The sequence below is a fragment of the Pseudomonas sp. PA15(2017) genome (assembly GCF_001945395.1).
Taxonomy (GTDB): Bacteria; Pseudomonadota; Gammaproteobacteria; order Pseudomonadales; family Pseudomonadaceae; genus Aquipseudomonas.
In genome coordinates, this window is record NZ_MSXV01000058.1 from 50,866 (window position 1) to 67,441 (window position 16,576).

Genomic DNA, 16,576 nt, shown 5'->3' on the forward strand with positions numbered 1-16,576 from the left:
CCCCGCCATGCCCGCCATCGCAACGCCCCAGCCCTTCTCGGTGGTTCTGCTCGCAGGCGGCCGGGGCCAGCGCATGGGCGGCCTGGACAAGGGCCTGGTGCACTGGCAGGCGCGACCGATGATCGCATGGCTACACGAGGTGGTTCGCCCGCTTACCGATGACCTGATCATCTCCTGCAATCGCAACCAGCAGGCTTATGCTGCCTACGCCGACCGCCTGGTCGGCGACGACAGCGCCGATTATCCGGGGCCCCTTGCCGGCATCCGGGCGGCCTTGCAGGTCGCCCGCCACCCACTGCTGCTGGTACTGCCGTGCGACGCCCCCAAGATCGATCGCGCGCTGATCGAGGGCCTGCTGGCCCTGGCGGACGGGCGCCCGGTAATGGCACAGCGCGCCGGCTACTGGGAGCCGCTGTTCGCGGTGATCCCGCGCTGCCTGCTGCCTTCATTGGAAGAAGCCTGGCACGCGGGCGAGCGCAGCACCCAGCGCTGGCTGCGCGCGCATGATCCCGCCGTACTGCATTGCGAGACCGACGATCCGCGCCTGAGCAACCTCAATTCCCCCGATCTGCTCGGCTGAAAAGCTTGCGGCATGGGGCTGCAGGTGGATAAATAAGGCGGAACTTGGACTCGGCCTACTCGTCTGAGCCAAGGTAATCAATCTGCCTCGACTTAAGGAGACACGTCATGAAGCAACGGACGACCGCTGCGTTTCTACTCGCCCTCGGCCTGGTTACCCTGGCCGGTTGCTCCACGCCATCGGTGATCACCCTCAATGATGGCCGTGAAATCCAGACTGTAGATCGCCCTGATTTCGACAGCGACACCGGCTTCTACGAGTTCGAACAGCTGGATGGCAAGCGCACCAAGGTCAACAAGGACCAAGTTCGTACCGTCAAGGAGCTGTAAGCGCTCTACGGGTCGGGGGCGTATGCCGATGCAGCGCCCCGATTAAAAATTTTTGCTAACCCCTTGTGTTGCAAAAGTTTTTGAGTAGAATTTGGCGAATTCGGAGTGTAGCGCAGCTTGGTAGCGCGTCTCGTTCGGGACGAGAAGGTCGCAGGTTCGAATCCTGTCTCTCCGACCACCTTCAAGTTTCAGCATGGTTCACCATGTCTCGAAACCCCAACAAAACCGGCCCCTGTGGCCGGTTTTGTCGTTTCAGCATGTCTCTCTTTGTCTCGCCTCATCTCTCCCCAATTGGTATGCCGATTGGTATGCTGGCTTCCCAATCGAACCCGGCATACCAAATATCGATGAAACGCGCTGATATCAAGCGTCGGCCCATGGCCGATACCACCCTTTCTACCCTCGAACCTGAAGCCGCTGTGTACCGCGAACACGACGGCCAGGGCCTGTACTTTCGAGTGAAGCCTACGGGCCAGAAACTGTGGGAGCTTCGATATACTAAGCCCGGCACAAAGGCCCGGTCATGGCTGGGCCTCGGCCCGTACCCGAGTGTGTCGGGTGCACAGGCCAGGGCAAAAGCGCAGGAAGCGCGCGCACTGCTCGCCCAGGGCATCGACCCAGCCACTCAGCGTAAGGCCGAAGAGGCGCAGGAAAAGGCCAAGGCCGAGAACACCTTCGAGCCCCTGGCACGTGAATGGTATGCCGCCCGGGTGTCCGGCTGGGGTAAGAGCTACGCCAAGCGGGTCATGGGCGCCTTGGAGTTGCACGTCTTCCCGAAGATGGGCAAGCGCTCCTACATCGACATTACCCCGATGGAATGGATGGAACTGTTCCGCCGCATGGAAAAGCAAGGGATCCTCGAGCAGATGGCCAACGTGCGCCGGTACTGCAAGGAGATCTACGACCTGGCCAGGGTCACCGGCCGCGCGGTGAACAATCCCGTCGACGGGCTAGAGAAGTTCCTGCAGAAGCAGAAATCGGAGAACTATGCCCACGTCGACCAGGCCGAACTGCCGAAGCTGCTGCAGGCGGTCACCAGCTACTCGAACCGGATGGTTCGCATCGGCCTGCGGCTGCTGATCATCAATGGCCTGCGCCCGAGCGAAGTGCGCGAAGCCAAGTGGGAAGAGTTCGATCTGGAGAAAGGCATCTGGGAGATTCCCGCCGAGCGCATGAAGAAGCGCCGCGAGCACATCGTCCCGCTGTCCACCCAGTCACTCAACCTGCTGAAGGAACTGAAGATCTACTCTGGCGCCTACGACAGGCTGTTCCCCGGCCGCAACGACCGCACCAAGCCGCTCAGCAATATGGTCTTCAACATGGCTCTGCGCCGCATGGGCTATAAAGGCGAGCAGACCGGGCATGGCTTCCGCCACATCGCGAGCACCATCCTGAACGAGCACGGCTTCGACGAGAACCACATCGAGGCGCAGCTCTCCCACGCCAAGGCAGGCGTCGCCGGCGTGTACAACAAGGCGAAATACCTGGAGCAGCGGCGCACCATGATGCAGTGGTATGCCGACCACCTCGACGCCCTCGAGCGCGGCAACGTGGTCAGCCTCCCAAAGAGGGCCTGAAAAGGCCCTTCCCCATCACAGCTGCGATGCTCGAAACTGACCTGACATTTCCGGGAGACTCCCCATGCTTCAGGTCTGGATCGGCGGCATACTTCTCGTGCTAGGCATGGTTGCCCTGCTGGCTAACCCTATTATCGGCGGCATCCTCATCGCCTTCGGCTACCTTCTCTACAAGGGCACCGATCGCGCCACACGCGCTGCAGCAGAATCCACCTTCTGGGGATTCGCGCTGCTCTGCGGTGTCATAGTCGGCATCGCTGCGCTGATCAGCGCGTTCTAGAAGTCACCCCCTGCCAGGTTGACGATCCGCTCAGCCACTCCGTTTGCCCTCACCTGCAGCGCATCCAGCCGCTGCCGCTTCTGCTCTGGCGTCATCGCGGTGTCCCGGTACACAGCATCCATCTGGTTGCGGATGTTGCCGAGCTGCTTGCGCGCCAGTCCCAGCGCCGGCCGGTGGCGCAGCTTCTCGCGGTTCTGCGACATCAGCTGCTCGGCAGCATCAAGGCGCCCCTCCTCCCGATATGACTTGATGGTGCGGTTCAGCTGATCGGCTTCTCGCATCATGTCGTAGAACTCGGACTGGTATTTGGTCGAGCGCGGCGAATTTCCTTGATAGATCACCTTCAGGATGGGGATGTCACCGCTGCGGCTCGCTGGTCGCTCGGCATCATCGAACCAGCTTGTCACCAGGCTTGATGCGTCAAGGACATATTGCCCCAGCGTACCTGTGTAGGCGGCGATCAGGTGGTCGACCTGCTTGGGCGATACGCCGGCAATTGGTCCGGTCACCTGGCCAACCAGCCGCCCAATGGTGCTGGTGCGTTCGTCGTAGCGTGCTTCGGGCAGCTTGCCCTCGTCGCTCATGTCCTCGATCGGCGAATCGCGGAAGAAGTTGCGGTTGGCCTGCAGCTCACGGATGGGCTGATAGAACTGCGGTACCGGGTTGAAGGCCAGGGTATCGAACACCCCATGCGATACCGCCTTGGCCAGGTCGCCGCCGTCCTGGGTGCCGGTCATCGCGTGAAGGATTCGCTCGGGCACGGTACCGAACACCAGCCCCAGCTCGAACGGCTTGGGAATGCGGAAGTGCTCATCGCCCAGGAAGATGTGCCAGTGCATGTCCTTGTCCCAGTCCATCAGGGCCTTGTAACGCTCGTCATCGTCATTGATACCGGCCAGCAGCAGCGAGAACAGCGCGATATAGCCACCCTTCATGGCCACCTCTTTGGCCAGCAAGGTCTTGTCGCCCTTCACCGCACGGCCGAGCTTGTACAGGCCCTGCAGCCGCGCGTTGAGGAACGGCACCACGTCGGTGAACCACTGCGCCGCGGCGAAGTTGCCGCGCAGGCTGTAGTCCATCAAGTCCTTGGCCTCGTAGGAGGCCTGGCGGCGCGATTTGCCCGCGGCGATCGCGGCCTTGTAGGTGCTAAGCCGGTTGGCGTTCTCCACCTTGTCGCCCAGCTCGCGGTAGTGCTGCCAGCCCTTGCCCAGCATGGCTGCGGCCTTCGCGGGTGTGTTCACCAGGCTGCCCAAGTAGGCTTCCTGCTGGCGGCGAGTGAAGCCTTTCTTCTCCAGCGCCCGGCGGATGATCTGCGCCGAGGCCTCAGGGTCGGCGCCATGCACATAGCCGCCCTGGAAGCTGCCGCCGGCGAACATCAGGTCGCGGTAGTCGGCATCCTCGCGCAGGGCATCACGCATGCCTTTGATCGAGTCCTTGCCCAGGGTGAAGCCGTCCTTGTTGATCACCCAGGCATGCGCCGCGTCACGGATGAAGTTGCGCAGGATGAAGTCCGGCGATGCCGTCACGCCGGTGGTGAGGATTCGCTTGAACGCTCGGCCGATCTTCGTGATCGGGTCGTTGAAGATGCTGCCTTCCATGAACTTCAGGCCGCGCAGCAGGCTCTCGTCGTTGACACGGTAGTACTCGGCCTTGCCGTCGCGCTGCACCCGGATGATGTCCGGGTCGGTGGGTGCCACGCGCGTCCACACCTTCTCGAAGCCTTCGTTTTCAGGCTTCATCAGCTGGTTCACCACCTTGATCGGGTTGCTGCCGGCCGGCAGGTCGAGCAGGTCGGCGGCCAGGGCCAGGGCTTTGCGGTCCTTGCGGATCTGCTGAGCGATCTGGTCGCGCGAAATCAACACCTGCTGCCAGCGCGGGCTTTCGTCGGTCAGGAACTCGCTGCCCTGCAGGTTGCCCACCACCTCGAGCAGCGCCTTGTTCTTCATCGACGCATCAATGCGCTTCGTCCAGCCTGCCAGCATGTTGGCCAGCAGGTCATTGGTCGGCAGGTCGCCGCCCTTTAGCGCCTTGATGGCTGCCGTCTGGTGCGACAGGCCGCGCTTACTGCGCGGCGCGCTGAAGATGCCCTCGCTCTCGTCCTGGCGGTAGAACGGCACGTAGTAATCGGTCAGCCACTTCGCCCGGGCGTCCTGATCGATAAGCCCCGCCTCCTGCGCCAGGTCCAGCACTGCCTCGTTCACCTGGGCGTATTCGCGATAAACCTTCTCGAATAGCGCCTCGTTGCCCTTACCCATGGCCACCAGCTCGCTGATCTCGGCATCGGTCAGGTTGTTCTCCCTGCCCTGCGCCTTCAGCAGCTGCGCACGCTTGCCGCCCAGCCAGGCGAGCCATGGGGTCAGGTTGTCCGGTCCCAGGTCACCCAGGATCTCCAGCACGCCGCGAGTGTTGGCCTTGCCGGACACAACGCCGTCGCGCCACTCCGGCGCGGCGTAGTGCAGCACGCCGTGCATCACGTCAGCGATGCCGCTGGCCATCCGGGCCGAGACGTACCCCTGCTGGTTCACGTCCGTCACCCCTACCGCCTCCTCGGCCCGGCGGATGCCAGCCAGGCCGTCGAACACACCCTCTTCCGACCGCACAGACCACTCGCGCATCTTGGTCTGCAGGCCGCCGAGGGTCATGTTGCGCACCTGGTCCAGCAGGCTTTGGGCGTCGACCTTGGCCAGGCCGAGCTTGCGAAGTGCCTCGGTGTCCCGCTGGCTCGCACGCGAGTAACGGATGTCCGAGTCGGCCGGGTCAAAGGTGCCAACGTTGGCCGTGGCGCTCTTCACCTGCTCCGGGTTGCGGGCCACCACCATCTTGCTATTGATGAAGCCGTCGTAGCTTGTGTCAGCGTTGAAGTCCGCGAAGCTCGGCGCGGGGTTCTTGATGGCCACGAATACCGGCATCACGTTGGCGCCCTCGCCGGCGGCGTAACGGTCGGCAGTGGCCTGGTCCTTCGCGAAATAGAAGCCGCGGGGCGCATCGAGCGGGAGCACGATGTTGCTGCCGATCGTCTCCCGAGCGAAGGCGTCGAAGTCCCCGGTAGTACCGTGATACACAACCAGCGGCTCGCCGTTACCGTCTGTCACCTTGGACACCGTGTCCGGGTTGACGCGTTCGAGCTCCCGGCGTGAGAATGCCTGCACCCCGGTGGAATCCACCGAGGACGGAACCCCGGTATAGGCCGATGTGGCGCGTTCCCCAGCAATGGGGGTATCCCTCGGAGACACTGCCGGGGTTTCTTTTTGCCCGAATTCCAGGGTCGTCGCGTTGTAGAACTGTCGCCCGTCACGGGTGCGCTGCACCGTGAACACCACCGCCAGATCCTGGCCATCAATCTCCGCGCGAGCGATCAGCTTCTCGTAAGCCTGGACGTTCGGCTCCGCTGCACGATCAGACGGCGCCTCGGACGAGGTGTAAATCGCCTTGCGGAAAGTCTCCCGCAGGTCTGCCGCCAGGTGCAATTTGGCCGGGTCCGCCCCGCCACTGATGAATTTCCGCACACCAGTGTTATTGCTGACCTCCACCTCGCCGAGCGTGTCGTTGACCAGCGGCTCTTTGCTGCGCGCGATGTCCTGCATCGCCTGCTTGGCCTTCATCCGCAGCTGGCCGATGCTCAGCCCGCGCCAGTCCTCAGGGATCCGCACCCGCACCGGCACCATGCCCGCCAGACGCTCCATCGCAGACGCAGCTTTCCAATCGCCGAACCAGCGCTTGAAGTTATCGCTGCGCACCTGGTGCCACTGCCGCTGGTTCAACAGTGAGGGCTTCCCATTGGGCGCCAGCAGGCGGCCCTGGATGTCCACCAACTCCGGCCCGCGGCCTGATTGACCATTGCGGGAGAAAGCCGCGCGGGCGCCTCGCTGTTGCCGGCCGTTCTCGATATAGGCCCGGGCATTGGCAAGCAGCCCCTGGATATCGCCTTCCGTCCAGTTCATCCCCAGGCCGAGCGACCTGAAGGTGTTGCGCATGGCCGTGACCAGGCGTTGCCAGAACGGCTGACGGGCTATGGTGCCGGCGCCCGCCATGTCGGCCAGCACTTCTTCGGTGGCCACGGCTTTGGTGTAACCCAGGCGCTGCACCAGCGCGTCTGCCTGAGCCTTCACCTGCGCATTGCTGCTGTAGATGCTCATCAGCAGCGGGGTCAGCCGGTTACCGTAGGCGCCCTGCAGCCCTGCGTGGCCAAGTACCTCGTGCTGCAGTACGAACGCAGCGTGTCGCGCGCCGGTCAGGTTGTCCGCCACCAGGTAGACCTTGCCATCGGCGAAGATGCCTTCGACGTCAAAAGCACCGTCACGCTCGACGCGCTGCCGCTGGCGGGTCGGCAGATCCTTGATGGACTGCACCACCGTGACGGCCGGCGCGTTCTTCCAGTCCCGGGTGATCTGCGCGATTGCCATACGAAGCTGGCCCGCGCGGGCGCCCTTGGGTTTCTCCGGCGCCGTGCGGTAGCTGTTGCGCGAGTACGCCTGCCCGAACTCCTTACGCAGCGCCTCCCATGCCTGGCGGTTCAAGCTTTCCGGGCTGTCGCTGTTCAGGGCGTTGAACTGCTCGATCGTGATCCCGGCAGAGGCGCGATCGACATCGGCTTCGTACTGGCTCTGCAGCCGTTGGATGGCCTGGTCGTAGCCCGGCGAACCCTTCTTGAGGCCTGCAGCCTTGGCCTGACGATCGATGTAGCGCTTTCGCGGCAGCGTGAGTATTTCCGGCAGATCTGCAGCCTGCTTAGGTGCCACGTCTGGCGCAGTCGAATTGACCTTTTGAGGATCCGCGCGTAGATTTTCTGTTGCAGTGGTACCGGCTCTAGTCGGTTTAGACTGCCGAGCTGGCTCATTCAGCCTACGCGGCACTTCGTTTGAAGTATCCGGCTCCACTGCACCTTCCAGCCTTCCGCTAAGTGCCCGCTGTCCGTCGCCCCCCTCAGCTGCAGGAGGTGTGTCGCCTGCGGCTCTGTCATCCTGCTGCAATGGCCGTTTCAAGTCCCCATTGCGCAGCCAGTCACGGAAAGCATCGGGCGCCATCTGCGTTACCGGCCCAACCTTCCAGCCTTCATCGAAGTTCGAGCGGTAGGCAGCGATCGCGCTTTCGCGATCCGGATAGCCGATCATCACCTTGTGTTCATCGAAAGAGCCGTCGCCCTGGTTCACCTGATCGACCACGAACACCTGAGCGGCATCATCCCGCGGGCCGACATACACATCGACCTGCTCACCATCGGCGCCCTCAGTACGGCGAATGTAGCCATAGTGGTCGCTCATCTCGTGCGCCCACTCACTGCCGTCCGGACGCTTGCCGCGCCGCACGGAACCACGCGGGTTCTCGATGGTGATGTCCAAGCCGCCCACACGCACATGCCCCTTGCGGTAGTTGCCTGCCTCGATTTGCGCTTCACTGGGCTCGGGCAAACTGTTGCTCGGCGATGTGGCCGCCTCCTGCGCACGCTGGTCGACCTGGCGCACAGGCGCCTGCCGCTCCATGCCTGGGCCGCCAAGCGGACGCACCTGGTTGGCAGGGTTCACATACGGAGCCGCCGGCCCCCGCTCGGCCGTGCCCTCGCTATCGACCACCATCGTGCTCGGCGCCGGCAGCGCCAGCGGGGCTTTCGGCTCCACTGGTGCCCGTGGCACAGCGACGGCCCATCCGCCTTCGTGCTGCACCACCACCGGCCGCTCGCCGGCCCGGCTCAGCTGATTAAATAGCCGCTGCAGCCGCACATCGCGCTCGCCGCGGAATGGCTGGCCATTCTTCTGCACACGAATGTCGTATTCGGGGTCGCCAGCAACGGGCACTCCCTGCACCTGCTCGGTTTGCTGCGGGCCCGTGTCCATTTCTACGGTCGGCAGTGGCGGGCGCTCGCTAACGTCCTCGACCGGGAGCGGCCCGGAATCTTGGGTAACCTCCGGCAGCGGCATGCTGCGTGCCTCAGCCGTGGTCATGCGGCCAAGCTGTTCATCAGTTACACCAAGCGCACGGAGTTGGTTGCGTTCATAGGGAGAGAGGTCATCGGCGGCCATGCCGGTGCCCTCACCGGGGCCGGTGTCTTCGTCCACCTGGGGCACCAGCTCGTCGAGCGCTCGCCCATCCTGCGGATCGAAGCCCTCCGCTGCCCAGGTGTCCAGCTGCTGCTTGGCGGCCGCCAGCGCATCCTTCTCCGGCACCTCCACCATCGTTTGCAGGTCCCGGTCGTAGCGGAAGTAACGCATCGAGCCGTCAGCATCCACGTCGGTCGGGAACATCTCCTGCGCCAGCGCCTGCTGCTGGCTGAGCGGCTGATACCCGCCACTGGCCTGCGGCTCGGGCGCACCGTCCAGCAGCCCGGAGCGTGTCGCATCGCGCACCGGCGTGCTCGTGCTATCCACTGCCGTGGCCGCGGCCGACGACAAAGGCCCAGCAGCAGGGTCAATGCCCATTTCTTCGGATCGGCGCCGGGCAACGTTCACCGCCCCGCCAATCGCAGAGCCAGCGAGAGCACCTTCCACGCCTGCCCGGGCAACGCCCTGCATCAACGGCTTCTGCTCGGCCCAGTTCTGCAGCATCTGCTCTTGGATCGACTGCGGCAGCTCCTCGAGCACGCCTTCGGTCAGCGCGCCACCGGCTACCCGCTTCGCAAGCCCTGGCGCCTGCCCTGGTACCGCACCCACGCCGCCAGCAAGCGCCGTCTCCACGTCGATCAGTCCAGCCTTTTGCGCCAGCCGTCCACCGAAGCCACTGAGTGCACCGCCGATCACACCAGCGCCGGCAGCTGCTGCCGCGGCTCGCCGAGGGTCGACCTCACGGTCGATCTGATCCATCGTGCCGCCGGCGATCACCGCACCCTCACCAGCAGCACCAGCCGTTACAGCTTGGCGCGCAGCCTGGGCCGCCGTTGCAGGCGCAGCCACCATGCCGGCGCCGCGCGCAGCGCTGAGGCCCACCCGGCCAACAGCACCGCCCACCAGCATCTGCGGCAGGGACTCGGTGACCAGGCCGGCGATGTTCCCAGGGTTGCTCGCATAGGCACCCGCCACATCCGTGGCGCTGCCGTCCTCCCAGGCCTGGTCGATCTCGGCGGTACCAGCTTGGCGCGCAGGGCTGTACTCATCACGCGCCTGCTCCGACCACTTGCTTGGCTGGAAGCCCGTGGCCTCGCCCAGGCTGTCAGCAGCCTCGTCGACGAAGCGCTGGCCGGTCACGGCGCCGGCGACGACATCCGCCAGGCCAGTAGCCACGCCAGGGATCTGCTGCACACCACGTTTCAGGTCGGTACCAAGGTCGCCGAGCAGGGAGGTGTTCTGTTTCGGCTTTTGGCCTTCGTCTCCAATTTCGAATTCGTCCAGTAGATCAGGCGTTCTGCGGCTGCTCGCTTGCCCGCCCAGACTGAACTCGTCGAATAGATCCGCCATACCACCCTCCAAAAAGAAAACTCCCGCAATAACGGGAGTTTCAGAGGTGGCGGCGGTAGCGGCGAACCCTACAGGGGGTTGGCTGCACTATCTCAGGCGCGGCAGGCAGGGAAGCGGCTGCGCTGCCCATCAGGTGTGGCCAGCCAGGCCTGATGGTCCAGCCTGCGCTTGAGGTTGGCCAGTGCGCCCATGGCGAGTTGGTACATTTCTTCGTTGGTGATGCCGAGCATGTTCGGGTCCACCACGTTCGCCAGCATCTGCTGGCGGTTCATTACCATCGCGTCGGACGGTACCGGTATTACTTGCTCGCGACCATCGTGGTCGTAGCTGACCAGCCAGCGGCGATTCACCAGGGATGGCACTTCGGCTTTTTGGGCTGGCTCGCGCTTCTGCCAGTGAGCTGCCAACACGGCATAGCATTCGCGCTTGTACTGGATCAGCGCCGGCTGTGTTTCCTTGCGACAGCGGGATACGTCGATGCCGAAGAGCCAGCCGTTGAGCATGTCGAGGGGAAGGAAGATGTTATCTCGGGCCTGGGTGTCACCTGGGAGCTGAATTCGTATGACACGAACGCAGGTCGCCAGAACTTCATCACGCTTGATTCGCTCGAACTGGCCGCTCCAGGAGAGGCCAATGTTATCGCTGATGGGCTTCATGGCAACCAGGTGTTGGTCGCCATCGGTAATAACGGTCAGGGCCTGGCCGTGGAAGTCGACTGTTGCGAATGTTGCTGTGCTGGTCATGATGGAACTCCTACGATCTAGTTGGAGTTCGCCACCTTCGTTACCAAGCGAGAGGGAGGCGAACCGTACGCGGGTTGGTAAACCGGGGACGTAGGAACCCGGCAGCCCCGAAGGGCTCCCACGCACGGCCCGCCACAAAGCGGGCACAAAAAAACGCCTTACGGCGCTGTGCGCCTACGATCATTCCGGGTTACCAAGCCCGTCCACTGAGTTGGCAGCGGCACGGTTAAAGGTATCGCTCCCGCCAGTTGCCGTCAACAAGCGCAGCGCGAATGGGGCCTAACCCTACAGGGGGTTTGAGCGTGCCAGGCCTTCAATAACCTGGCCTATGATCAGATCTCAGTCACGACGACGCGACCATTAACCCTTTTAACTATTCTTTTTTTGAACACCAAAACCGTTTTTTCCTGCTGGCCAGAAGCGGAAGCAATGGAACCGCTGCGCTCGGCATCGTCGTAGGTCCTTGGATACTTACGCTTTTCAGTGTCACCGGTCGAATTACCCCAGCCGGCACCACTTTCCATCCGCGCTTCAAGCGTCATGTGAGTAACCCAAATGTTTATGGACGAGATCTGGTTCATTGAGCATGGCAAACTTCTGCCCTCTACGCAAAACACCAATATTGGTGCGCCCCCCGACAGTGGGGACTCCCCGCGCGAAACGCTGCATTCCCGACTGGGTATTTACCAGCAGTTCTACAAACTCGATCGCGTATTGGGTGGGAAGGTTCCCGTAATCAATGTCACCGATCGCCACACGCCATGGCGCATCGAAATCAACGGGCCGCAGCTCGAAAGAGAAATCATCCGGAATGGTACCCCCCGCAGCATCTAGCTCGTCCAACAAAGACTCGGCTGTACGGGAGACTTCAGCGTCAAGATGCATCGAGAACATTCTACCAATACCGTGTGCAAGCTGTCCGTCGACACCGACGAGCAGTCTTTCCACCCAATCCGATTGGCCACCCCAGCAAGTGCCTTTGTGCGGAGCAGCGGGGAACTGATCGTACTGCGCATCATCACGGATCGAGACCTTTAACACCATGCCTCTCTCATCGTCTCGCCCGTGGCCGCCTATGATGAACTGCAGATCGTCCAGGTATGGCTTTACCTCATCCTCTATCTCATGGAACCCAACCGCCCGCTCCCACTCTGCCCGCATGTAGCGCCTGAAGTCCTCCGCCACATCCGCAGTTCGGCTGTAACTTAGTGAAGCGATCTCATTAGAGCGTCTAAATCGCCCTGCTAGCTCAGCGATTGTGGAGCCACTCAGAGTAGCTATCCCAGCTGTTACTGCAGCAACTGAGGTGTCGTCATCCTCATAAAGCAGAAACATTTTCCGAGCCCCACCCCAAACGTTGGTTACAAGGCTACGCATGTTCGCCGCAGAAACGACCTTGCTGCCGGTGGCATCCACCAGTTCGTTACCGTTCGCGTCTCTTGCGAAACCCACCTCGGGACGAAAGGGAAAGATGGCCTGCTCTGAAACACTCGAGAGGCTGTCGCAGCCGAGAACGATGGCATCGTAGGTGGCTACGGCAATATTTATAGTCATGCTCTAAATGCATCCCTGTGATCGCTGTCGGAAATCCTTGCCTGAAGGTAGGATAGCCATCAGCCATCAATAAAGGGAAGTACCAGCTATGGACGCCGTGGGATGTTTAGTGCGAACGGTAGTTATAGGAGCTTCGCTGGCACTGCTCCCAGCAATGGCTTCTGCTGCCAACTATGCCACCTGCCTGCTCGACAAGCTCCCCGGCGTAGAGAACCAGGCTGCCACCACCGCGGCGGTGGTGATGTGCGAGGCAGACTATCCTGGCGGAATGGCCAAGGTACCTCAGGGCGATAGCCGCGGAGTGTTCGCCTCCTACCGCTCTGGCAGCGAGTGCACCCTGGAGAAGTCCAGAGACACCCGCTTTGTTAGGGCAGTGCAGCTGATCAGTTCCGCGTGCCATCGGCTGTATGACCAGCCTCAGCCTCCAACACGCAAACCTGACCTTTTCGACGAATTCAACATCAAGCCTTGATAATCAAGTAACCGACACGCCAACACCTTGCAGGCGGCGTATCACCTCATCAGTGCTGATCCCTCGGGCGCGAGCAGTTTGCTCAACCTCAGCTTGCGTAACTGTCGCTCGCCGCGGCTGCTGAGCTGCCTGCCCACCACTCTGTATCGCCTGCAACGCTGGCTGCAGCCACTCTTCGAATGACATCTCGCGTCGCCCGCCATCCGGCCCGGTCATTGGCTTTTCCTGCAACCCGCTGAACGCCTTGTACAGGTCGCCGATCAGCCGCTGCTGCTGGCTGCCGGCTTCCTGTTGCGCTTTCAGTCGGGCGTCTGGGTTCACCGATAGCGCGTTGTAGGCATCGAGCGCCTGGGCGCGCTGCTGCTCGGTAAGGCTGGTGTCGTTGATCTGCTGCCGCAGCTGATCGAGGCGCTGGCGATCCTGCATGCCCAGGTCGCCCTCCGCGATCTGCTGCTGCAGGCGCTGCTGGTTAAGGCCTTCCGTGCCCATGCGCTGCTGCTCGGCCTCACGGCGAACGACGCCATCTGCGCCTGCCTGCTGGGCCTGCTGCCGCGTAGCCTCGGTCGCAGCCTGGCGCGCATCGAGGCGAGCATTCTGAATGTCGGCCATGCTTGGCGACTTGGAGCTGTCGCGAACGATGGTTACCCGGCCGCCACCTTCACCGATCTCACCGCGCCGGTTCTCGGCGATCATCTCCCGGCGGATCTCGTTTGCACGGTCGAAGCTCTCGATGGCTCGAGCAGCGTCGCCAGGCTCCCCAAACGACAGGGTGCCGCCCTTCCCGTCACCAACCCCGCCCATGCCACCCTTGGGCATGGTGCGCGCACCGCTCAGGTCGACCGGGTCATTGCTGAACTCCAGGCCACCGCCTGCGCCTTTGCGCATGGCGATATCGTTGCCAGCCTGGGTGTAGCCGTTGCCAATCGGCGATGGCGCGACAGATTTGCTGGGGCCGCTCGCTGGTGCTGCCGCTGGCAAAGCCTCACGCGTCAGGGCCTGAATTCGCTGGGGTGTCGTTGCAGGCTGGCCACCAGCCGAAGGCCCAGGAAGCAAAGGTGAAGGCGTAGCGGTTTTAGCTGGCCCAGCAGCATTGGGTGCTGCACTGCCAAGCGGCTTGACACCCAACGCTTCGCGTCCTGCTTCCTGCACATTGGCCAGCACACCACCGGCCTGACCAAGGCCGGATCTAATGCTTTCATTGGCCTCATCCCGGTAGCGCGATGCTCCACCAGGCAGGGTATTAGGATCACCCCCAACGAGGTTCGCAGCAGTGTTGCGGAGAGCATCACGCCCTGCAGCTATTGGCATACCGAGAGCCCCCACGGCCGCCTTACCAAGACCAGCAGGCGCATCACTCAAACCTAACGGTTTTTCAGTACTGGCCTTCGGCTCAAGGGGCGGGGTAAGCCCGACAGCTCGCTTCCAACCGTCTACCAAGCCGCCATCTGCCAGGGCTTGGTGCGGCTGGGGGTCAGGTGGAATCAAACCTCGTTCGATGGCGATTTCACGCGACCGGCCAACAAGACCCAGGCGAGGCGCCTCCTGCTTCTCGGCTTTCGGCCAGTTGGGGTTGAATCCTGGCAGGCCGAAGCCTTTGCCAGCAGGCTCGCTCGGCTTCGTCTGGGCTGCGTGCTTGTACGGCAGACCAAGGCCAGGCGCCTCGCGCTTTGGCGGCTTGGTCAGCCCGAAGCCCTTGCCACCACTCACCGCCCCGCCATCGGCGAAGAACTGACGCGGCCCCTCCTCGCTACTGCCATCGGCTGGCGTGTGGGTGGCGTTCTTCACCTGATCGAGGACGGCGGCGCCCAGCGCATGCACCTGCTCGGGCGGCATCTCGTACTCACCATTGCTTAGGGCCACCGGCACGTCAGGCTGCTGGCGGAACTTGCCCGCCTTATAGTCCTGAAGCATCTGCAGGTTGATGCCGAGGCCTGGGCCATTCGCCTTCTGACTGCGGACCTGCTCGATCATTTCCCGGCTGATGCCCAGGCCGCCGAGATTCTGCTCGCCAATGGCGGCAGTCGAGTCCGCCGGCATGATGTAGCTGCCGGCCGGCACTTCCGTCTTGATCGAATCGGAGGTGCCGGTACCTGGCCCGGTGACTTTGCCGCCTTCGTTTAGGCGCTGGGGTAGTGGTCGAAGCCCGTACATGGCTGAATCCTCTGGTGGAATATCAGCATGCTGTTGCCAGATCAAAGGCGGGGCAAACCCTACAGGGGGCCAGGGCTGAATTGACTATATGACTTCGACCGCCTTATCGAACTGAGTCCAAAAAGCCGTTGGGTCCGGAGGGGCCACACCGCCCTGGACGGCTACTACAGGGAGCATCTCGCGCGTCCCGAAAATTGATCGCAGTCTTTCATACACTTCAGGAAGCGTATTCTGTTCCCACTCGGGGTACGGTTGGTCTCCGCGAATTCCGAGGGTGTAGGGCTTGCCGCCTGAGCTGCTGGCGTCTGCCACCATGCTAAAGGTGTCGCCCACCGGATACCCTGAACCCGCGATTTCAGACCTCAAGGTAGAGCTTCCGGAAACACCGCTGAGTGTTACCCATTGAATGCTCTCGGCACCCAGCGCCACGCTGAACCCCGCCATCATTTGAGCTGGATAGTTCGCTGAACGGTCGGTGAACGTTTCCGCGTCAAAGTCAGATATTTGAAATGAGTATGCCGAAGCAGTTTCCAGATTGATGGCGGGCTGCAGGATGAAGACCTTGCTCATACTTCCTCACCCATAGTCACCAGGCGCAAGGTATCGCCAATCAACGCAATACCAACGTGCGACCTCGATATGCTGCCCTCCAAACCGTAGAAGGGGCTGATCAAGGCCTCTGTCTCTTTGACTACAACCAGACGGTCAGCGTCGGAAGAGTAGTATTCTTGGTGCGTAGTGACGAAAACCAGCTCCCCATCGTTATTCCACACGATGTTCGCCGACGATAGAGGCGGCACCTTCTGGATCTGATAGCTGCGAAACACCGCTGCAGGGGCAGGTACAACGCCATACGGCGCTGGCTCAGCGCGCATCAAACGCACCTCGATGTTGTATCCCTCTACACTGTCTTCTTCCTGATCCGCCACGATGTAATAAGCCATCTTGTCTGGCCCCAATGTCACAGTGCCTGGCGGGTTCGGCGTTCGTATCAAGTTCAACGTCTCCGTTCCATCCGGCTCTTTGTGATACAGCCAACTAAGGTCGACCGAAGGATCAAACATTGGGTCATAGGTGATGCTGGGGTGGCGAGGCATTGATGCTTGGTCTGAGAAGAATGTAAGCACTGTAATCAGACCGAACTCTGTAGCGGGACCAGTTGCACTTTGCTCTGCGATTTCGATGGTGTTCGGGGTGAGTGACCCCAGGCCGGCAAACGAAATGTACCCCGTATAATCTCCGGCCTCCCCAGCTACCAGGATAAGATCGGTGGAGTACAGCCCGCCTGGCCCGTCCACCTCAAGATAAATGTCGTACGTTGAGTCAGCCACGAACGGGGTATCTATCTGCCCTTGGGCCGCGTCACCGTCGACAGATAAGATCAGCGTCTCCCCGCCTACCGCGAGACGTACTCTTGATACACCTGCTCCTTCGAGCCCCGCAGCATTGAGCTGTATGTCGCCGGCAGCGGTGGTGATCAGGTAATCGACCGATAATTTGGACAT

The 16,576-nt window shown here is 62.2% G+C and carries 13 protein-coding genes and 1 tRNA gene; 7 read left to right on the forward strand and 7 right to left on the reverse strand.

What is annotated here, in order from left to right; genetic code table 11:
• Positions 1–7 precede the first annotated feature (7 nt).
• From mobA to BVH03_RS21820, 5 genes are all read left to right on the forward strand, one after another.
• Positions 8–580, forward strand: coding sequence for a molybdenum cofactor guanylyltransferase MobA (mobA, locus tag BVH03_RS21800; RefSeq protein WP_075963147.1), 573 nt, complete (start codon positions 8–10; stop codon positions 578–580).
• A 107-nt stretch (positions 581–687) separates the two neighbouring features.
• The gene (locus BVH03_RS21805) at positions 688–909 is read left to right on the forward strand and encodes a YgdI/YgdR family lipoprotein (protein WP_075963148.1); all 222 of its coding nucleotides are present in this window, start codon (positions 688–690) and stop codon (positions 907–909) included.
• A 101-nt stretch (positions 910–1,010) separates the two neighbouring features.
• Positions 1,011–1,087 (forward strand) — tRNA-Pro (locus BVH03_RS21810).
• 199 nt (positions 1,088–1,286) lie between these two features.
• Entirely contained in the window at positions 1,287–2,486 is a 1,200-nt protein-coding gene (locus BVH03_RS21815; RefSeq protein WP_075963149.1) for a tyrosine-type recombinase/integrase, read from the forward strand.
• 64 nt (positions 2,487–2,550) lie between these two features.
• Entirely contained in the window at positions 2,551–2,766 is a 216-nt protein-coding gene (locus tag BVH03_RS21820; RefSeq protein ID WP_075963150.1) for a hypothetical protein, read from the forward strand.
• On the opposite strand, the gene BVH03_RS21825 is transcribed toward BVH03_RS21820, so the two are convergent.
• Positions 2,763–9,341: an LPD38 domain-containing protein gene (locus tag BVH03_RS21825; RefSeq protein WP_143486034.1), complete on the reverse strand. Its 6,579-nt coding sequence runs from the start codon at positions 9,339–9,341 to the stop codon at positions 2,763–2,765. The genes BVH03_RS21820 and BVH03_RS21825 overlap by 4 nt on opposite strands.
• Here BVH03_RS21825 and BVH03_RS27015 point away from each other — a divergent pair.
• A complete protein-coding gene (locus tag BVH03_RS27015; protein ID WP_143486035.1) occupies positions 9,312–10,088 on the forward strand; it encodes a hypothetical protein in 777 nt (258 codons plus the stop codon). The two genes, BVH03_RS21825 and BVH03_RS27015, sit on opposite strands and share 30 nt — an antisense overlap.
• 155 nt (positions 10,089–10,243) lie before the next feature.
• Here BVH03_RS27015 and BVH03_RS21830 read toward each other — a convergent pair whose 3' ends face one another.
• From BVH03_RS21830 to BVH03_RS21835, 3 genes are all read right to left on the reverse strand, one after another.
• Positions 10,244–10,894, reverse strand: a complete 651-nt coding sequence (locus tag BVH03_RS21830; protein ID WP_075963152.1) for a phage antirepressor N-terminal domain-containing protein — start codon at positions 10,892–10,894, stop codon at positions 10,244–10,246.
• A gap of 332 nt (positions 10,895–11,226) precedes the next feature.
• Positions 11,227–11,436 (reverse strand): hypothetical protein, encoded by a 210-nt coding sequence (locus BVH03_RS26150; RefSeq protein ID WP_143486036.1) that lies wholly within the window; start codon positions 11,434–11,436, stop codon positions 11,227–11,229.
• Positions 11,426–12,448, reverse strand: coding sequence for a hypothetical protein (locus BVH03_RS21835; RefSeq protein WP_075963153.1), 1,023 nt, complete (start codon positions 12,446–12,448; stop codon positions 11,426–11,428). The genes BVH03_RS26150 and BVH03_RS21835 overlap by 11 nt, the downstream gene beginning before the upstream one ends.
• 154 nt (positions 12,449–12,602) lie before the next feature.
• On the opposite strand from BVH03_RS21835, the gene BVH03_RS21840 reads away from it, so the two are divergent.
• Positions 12,603–12,920 carry a hypothetical protein gene (locus BVH03_RS21840; protein WP_075963154.1) on the forward strand — a complete coding sequence of 106 codons (318 nt, stop codon included), beginning with the start codon at positions 12,603–12,605 and terminating at the stop codon, positions 12,918–12,920.
• 3 nt (positions 12,921–12,923) lie between these two features.
• On the opposite strand, the gene BVH03_RS21845 is transcribed toward BVH03_RS21840, so the two are convergent.
• From BVH03_RS21845 to BVH03_RS21855, 3 genes are read right to left on the reverse strand one after another with little or no spacing between them, the layout of a single operon-like run.
• On the reverse strand, positions 12,924–15,116 hold the full coding sequence (locus BVH03_RS21845) for a hypothetical protein (protein ID WP_143486037.1): 2,193 nt from the start codon (positions 15,114–15,116) through the stop codon (positions 12,924–12,926).
• Positions 15,117–15,155: 39 nt separating this feature from the next.
• Positions 15,156–15,641 (reverse strand): hypothetical protein, encoded by a 486-nt coding sequence (locus tag BVH03_RS21850; RefSeq protein ID WP_075963156.1) that lies wholly within the window; start codon positions 15,639–15,641, stop codon positions 15,156–15,158.
• Positions 15,638–16,576: a hypothetical protein gene (locus BVH03_RS21855; RefSeq protein WP_075963157.1), complete on the reverse strand. Its 939-nt coding sequence runs from the start codon at positions 16,574–16,576 to the stop codon at positions 15,638–15,640. The genes BVH03_RS21850 and BVH03_RS21855 overlap by 4 nt, the downstream gene beginning before the upstream one ends.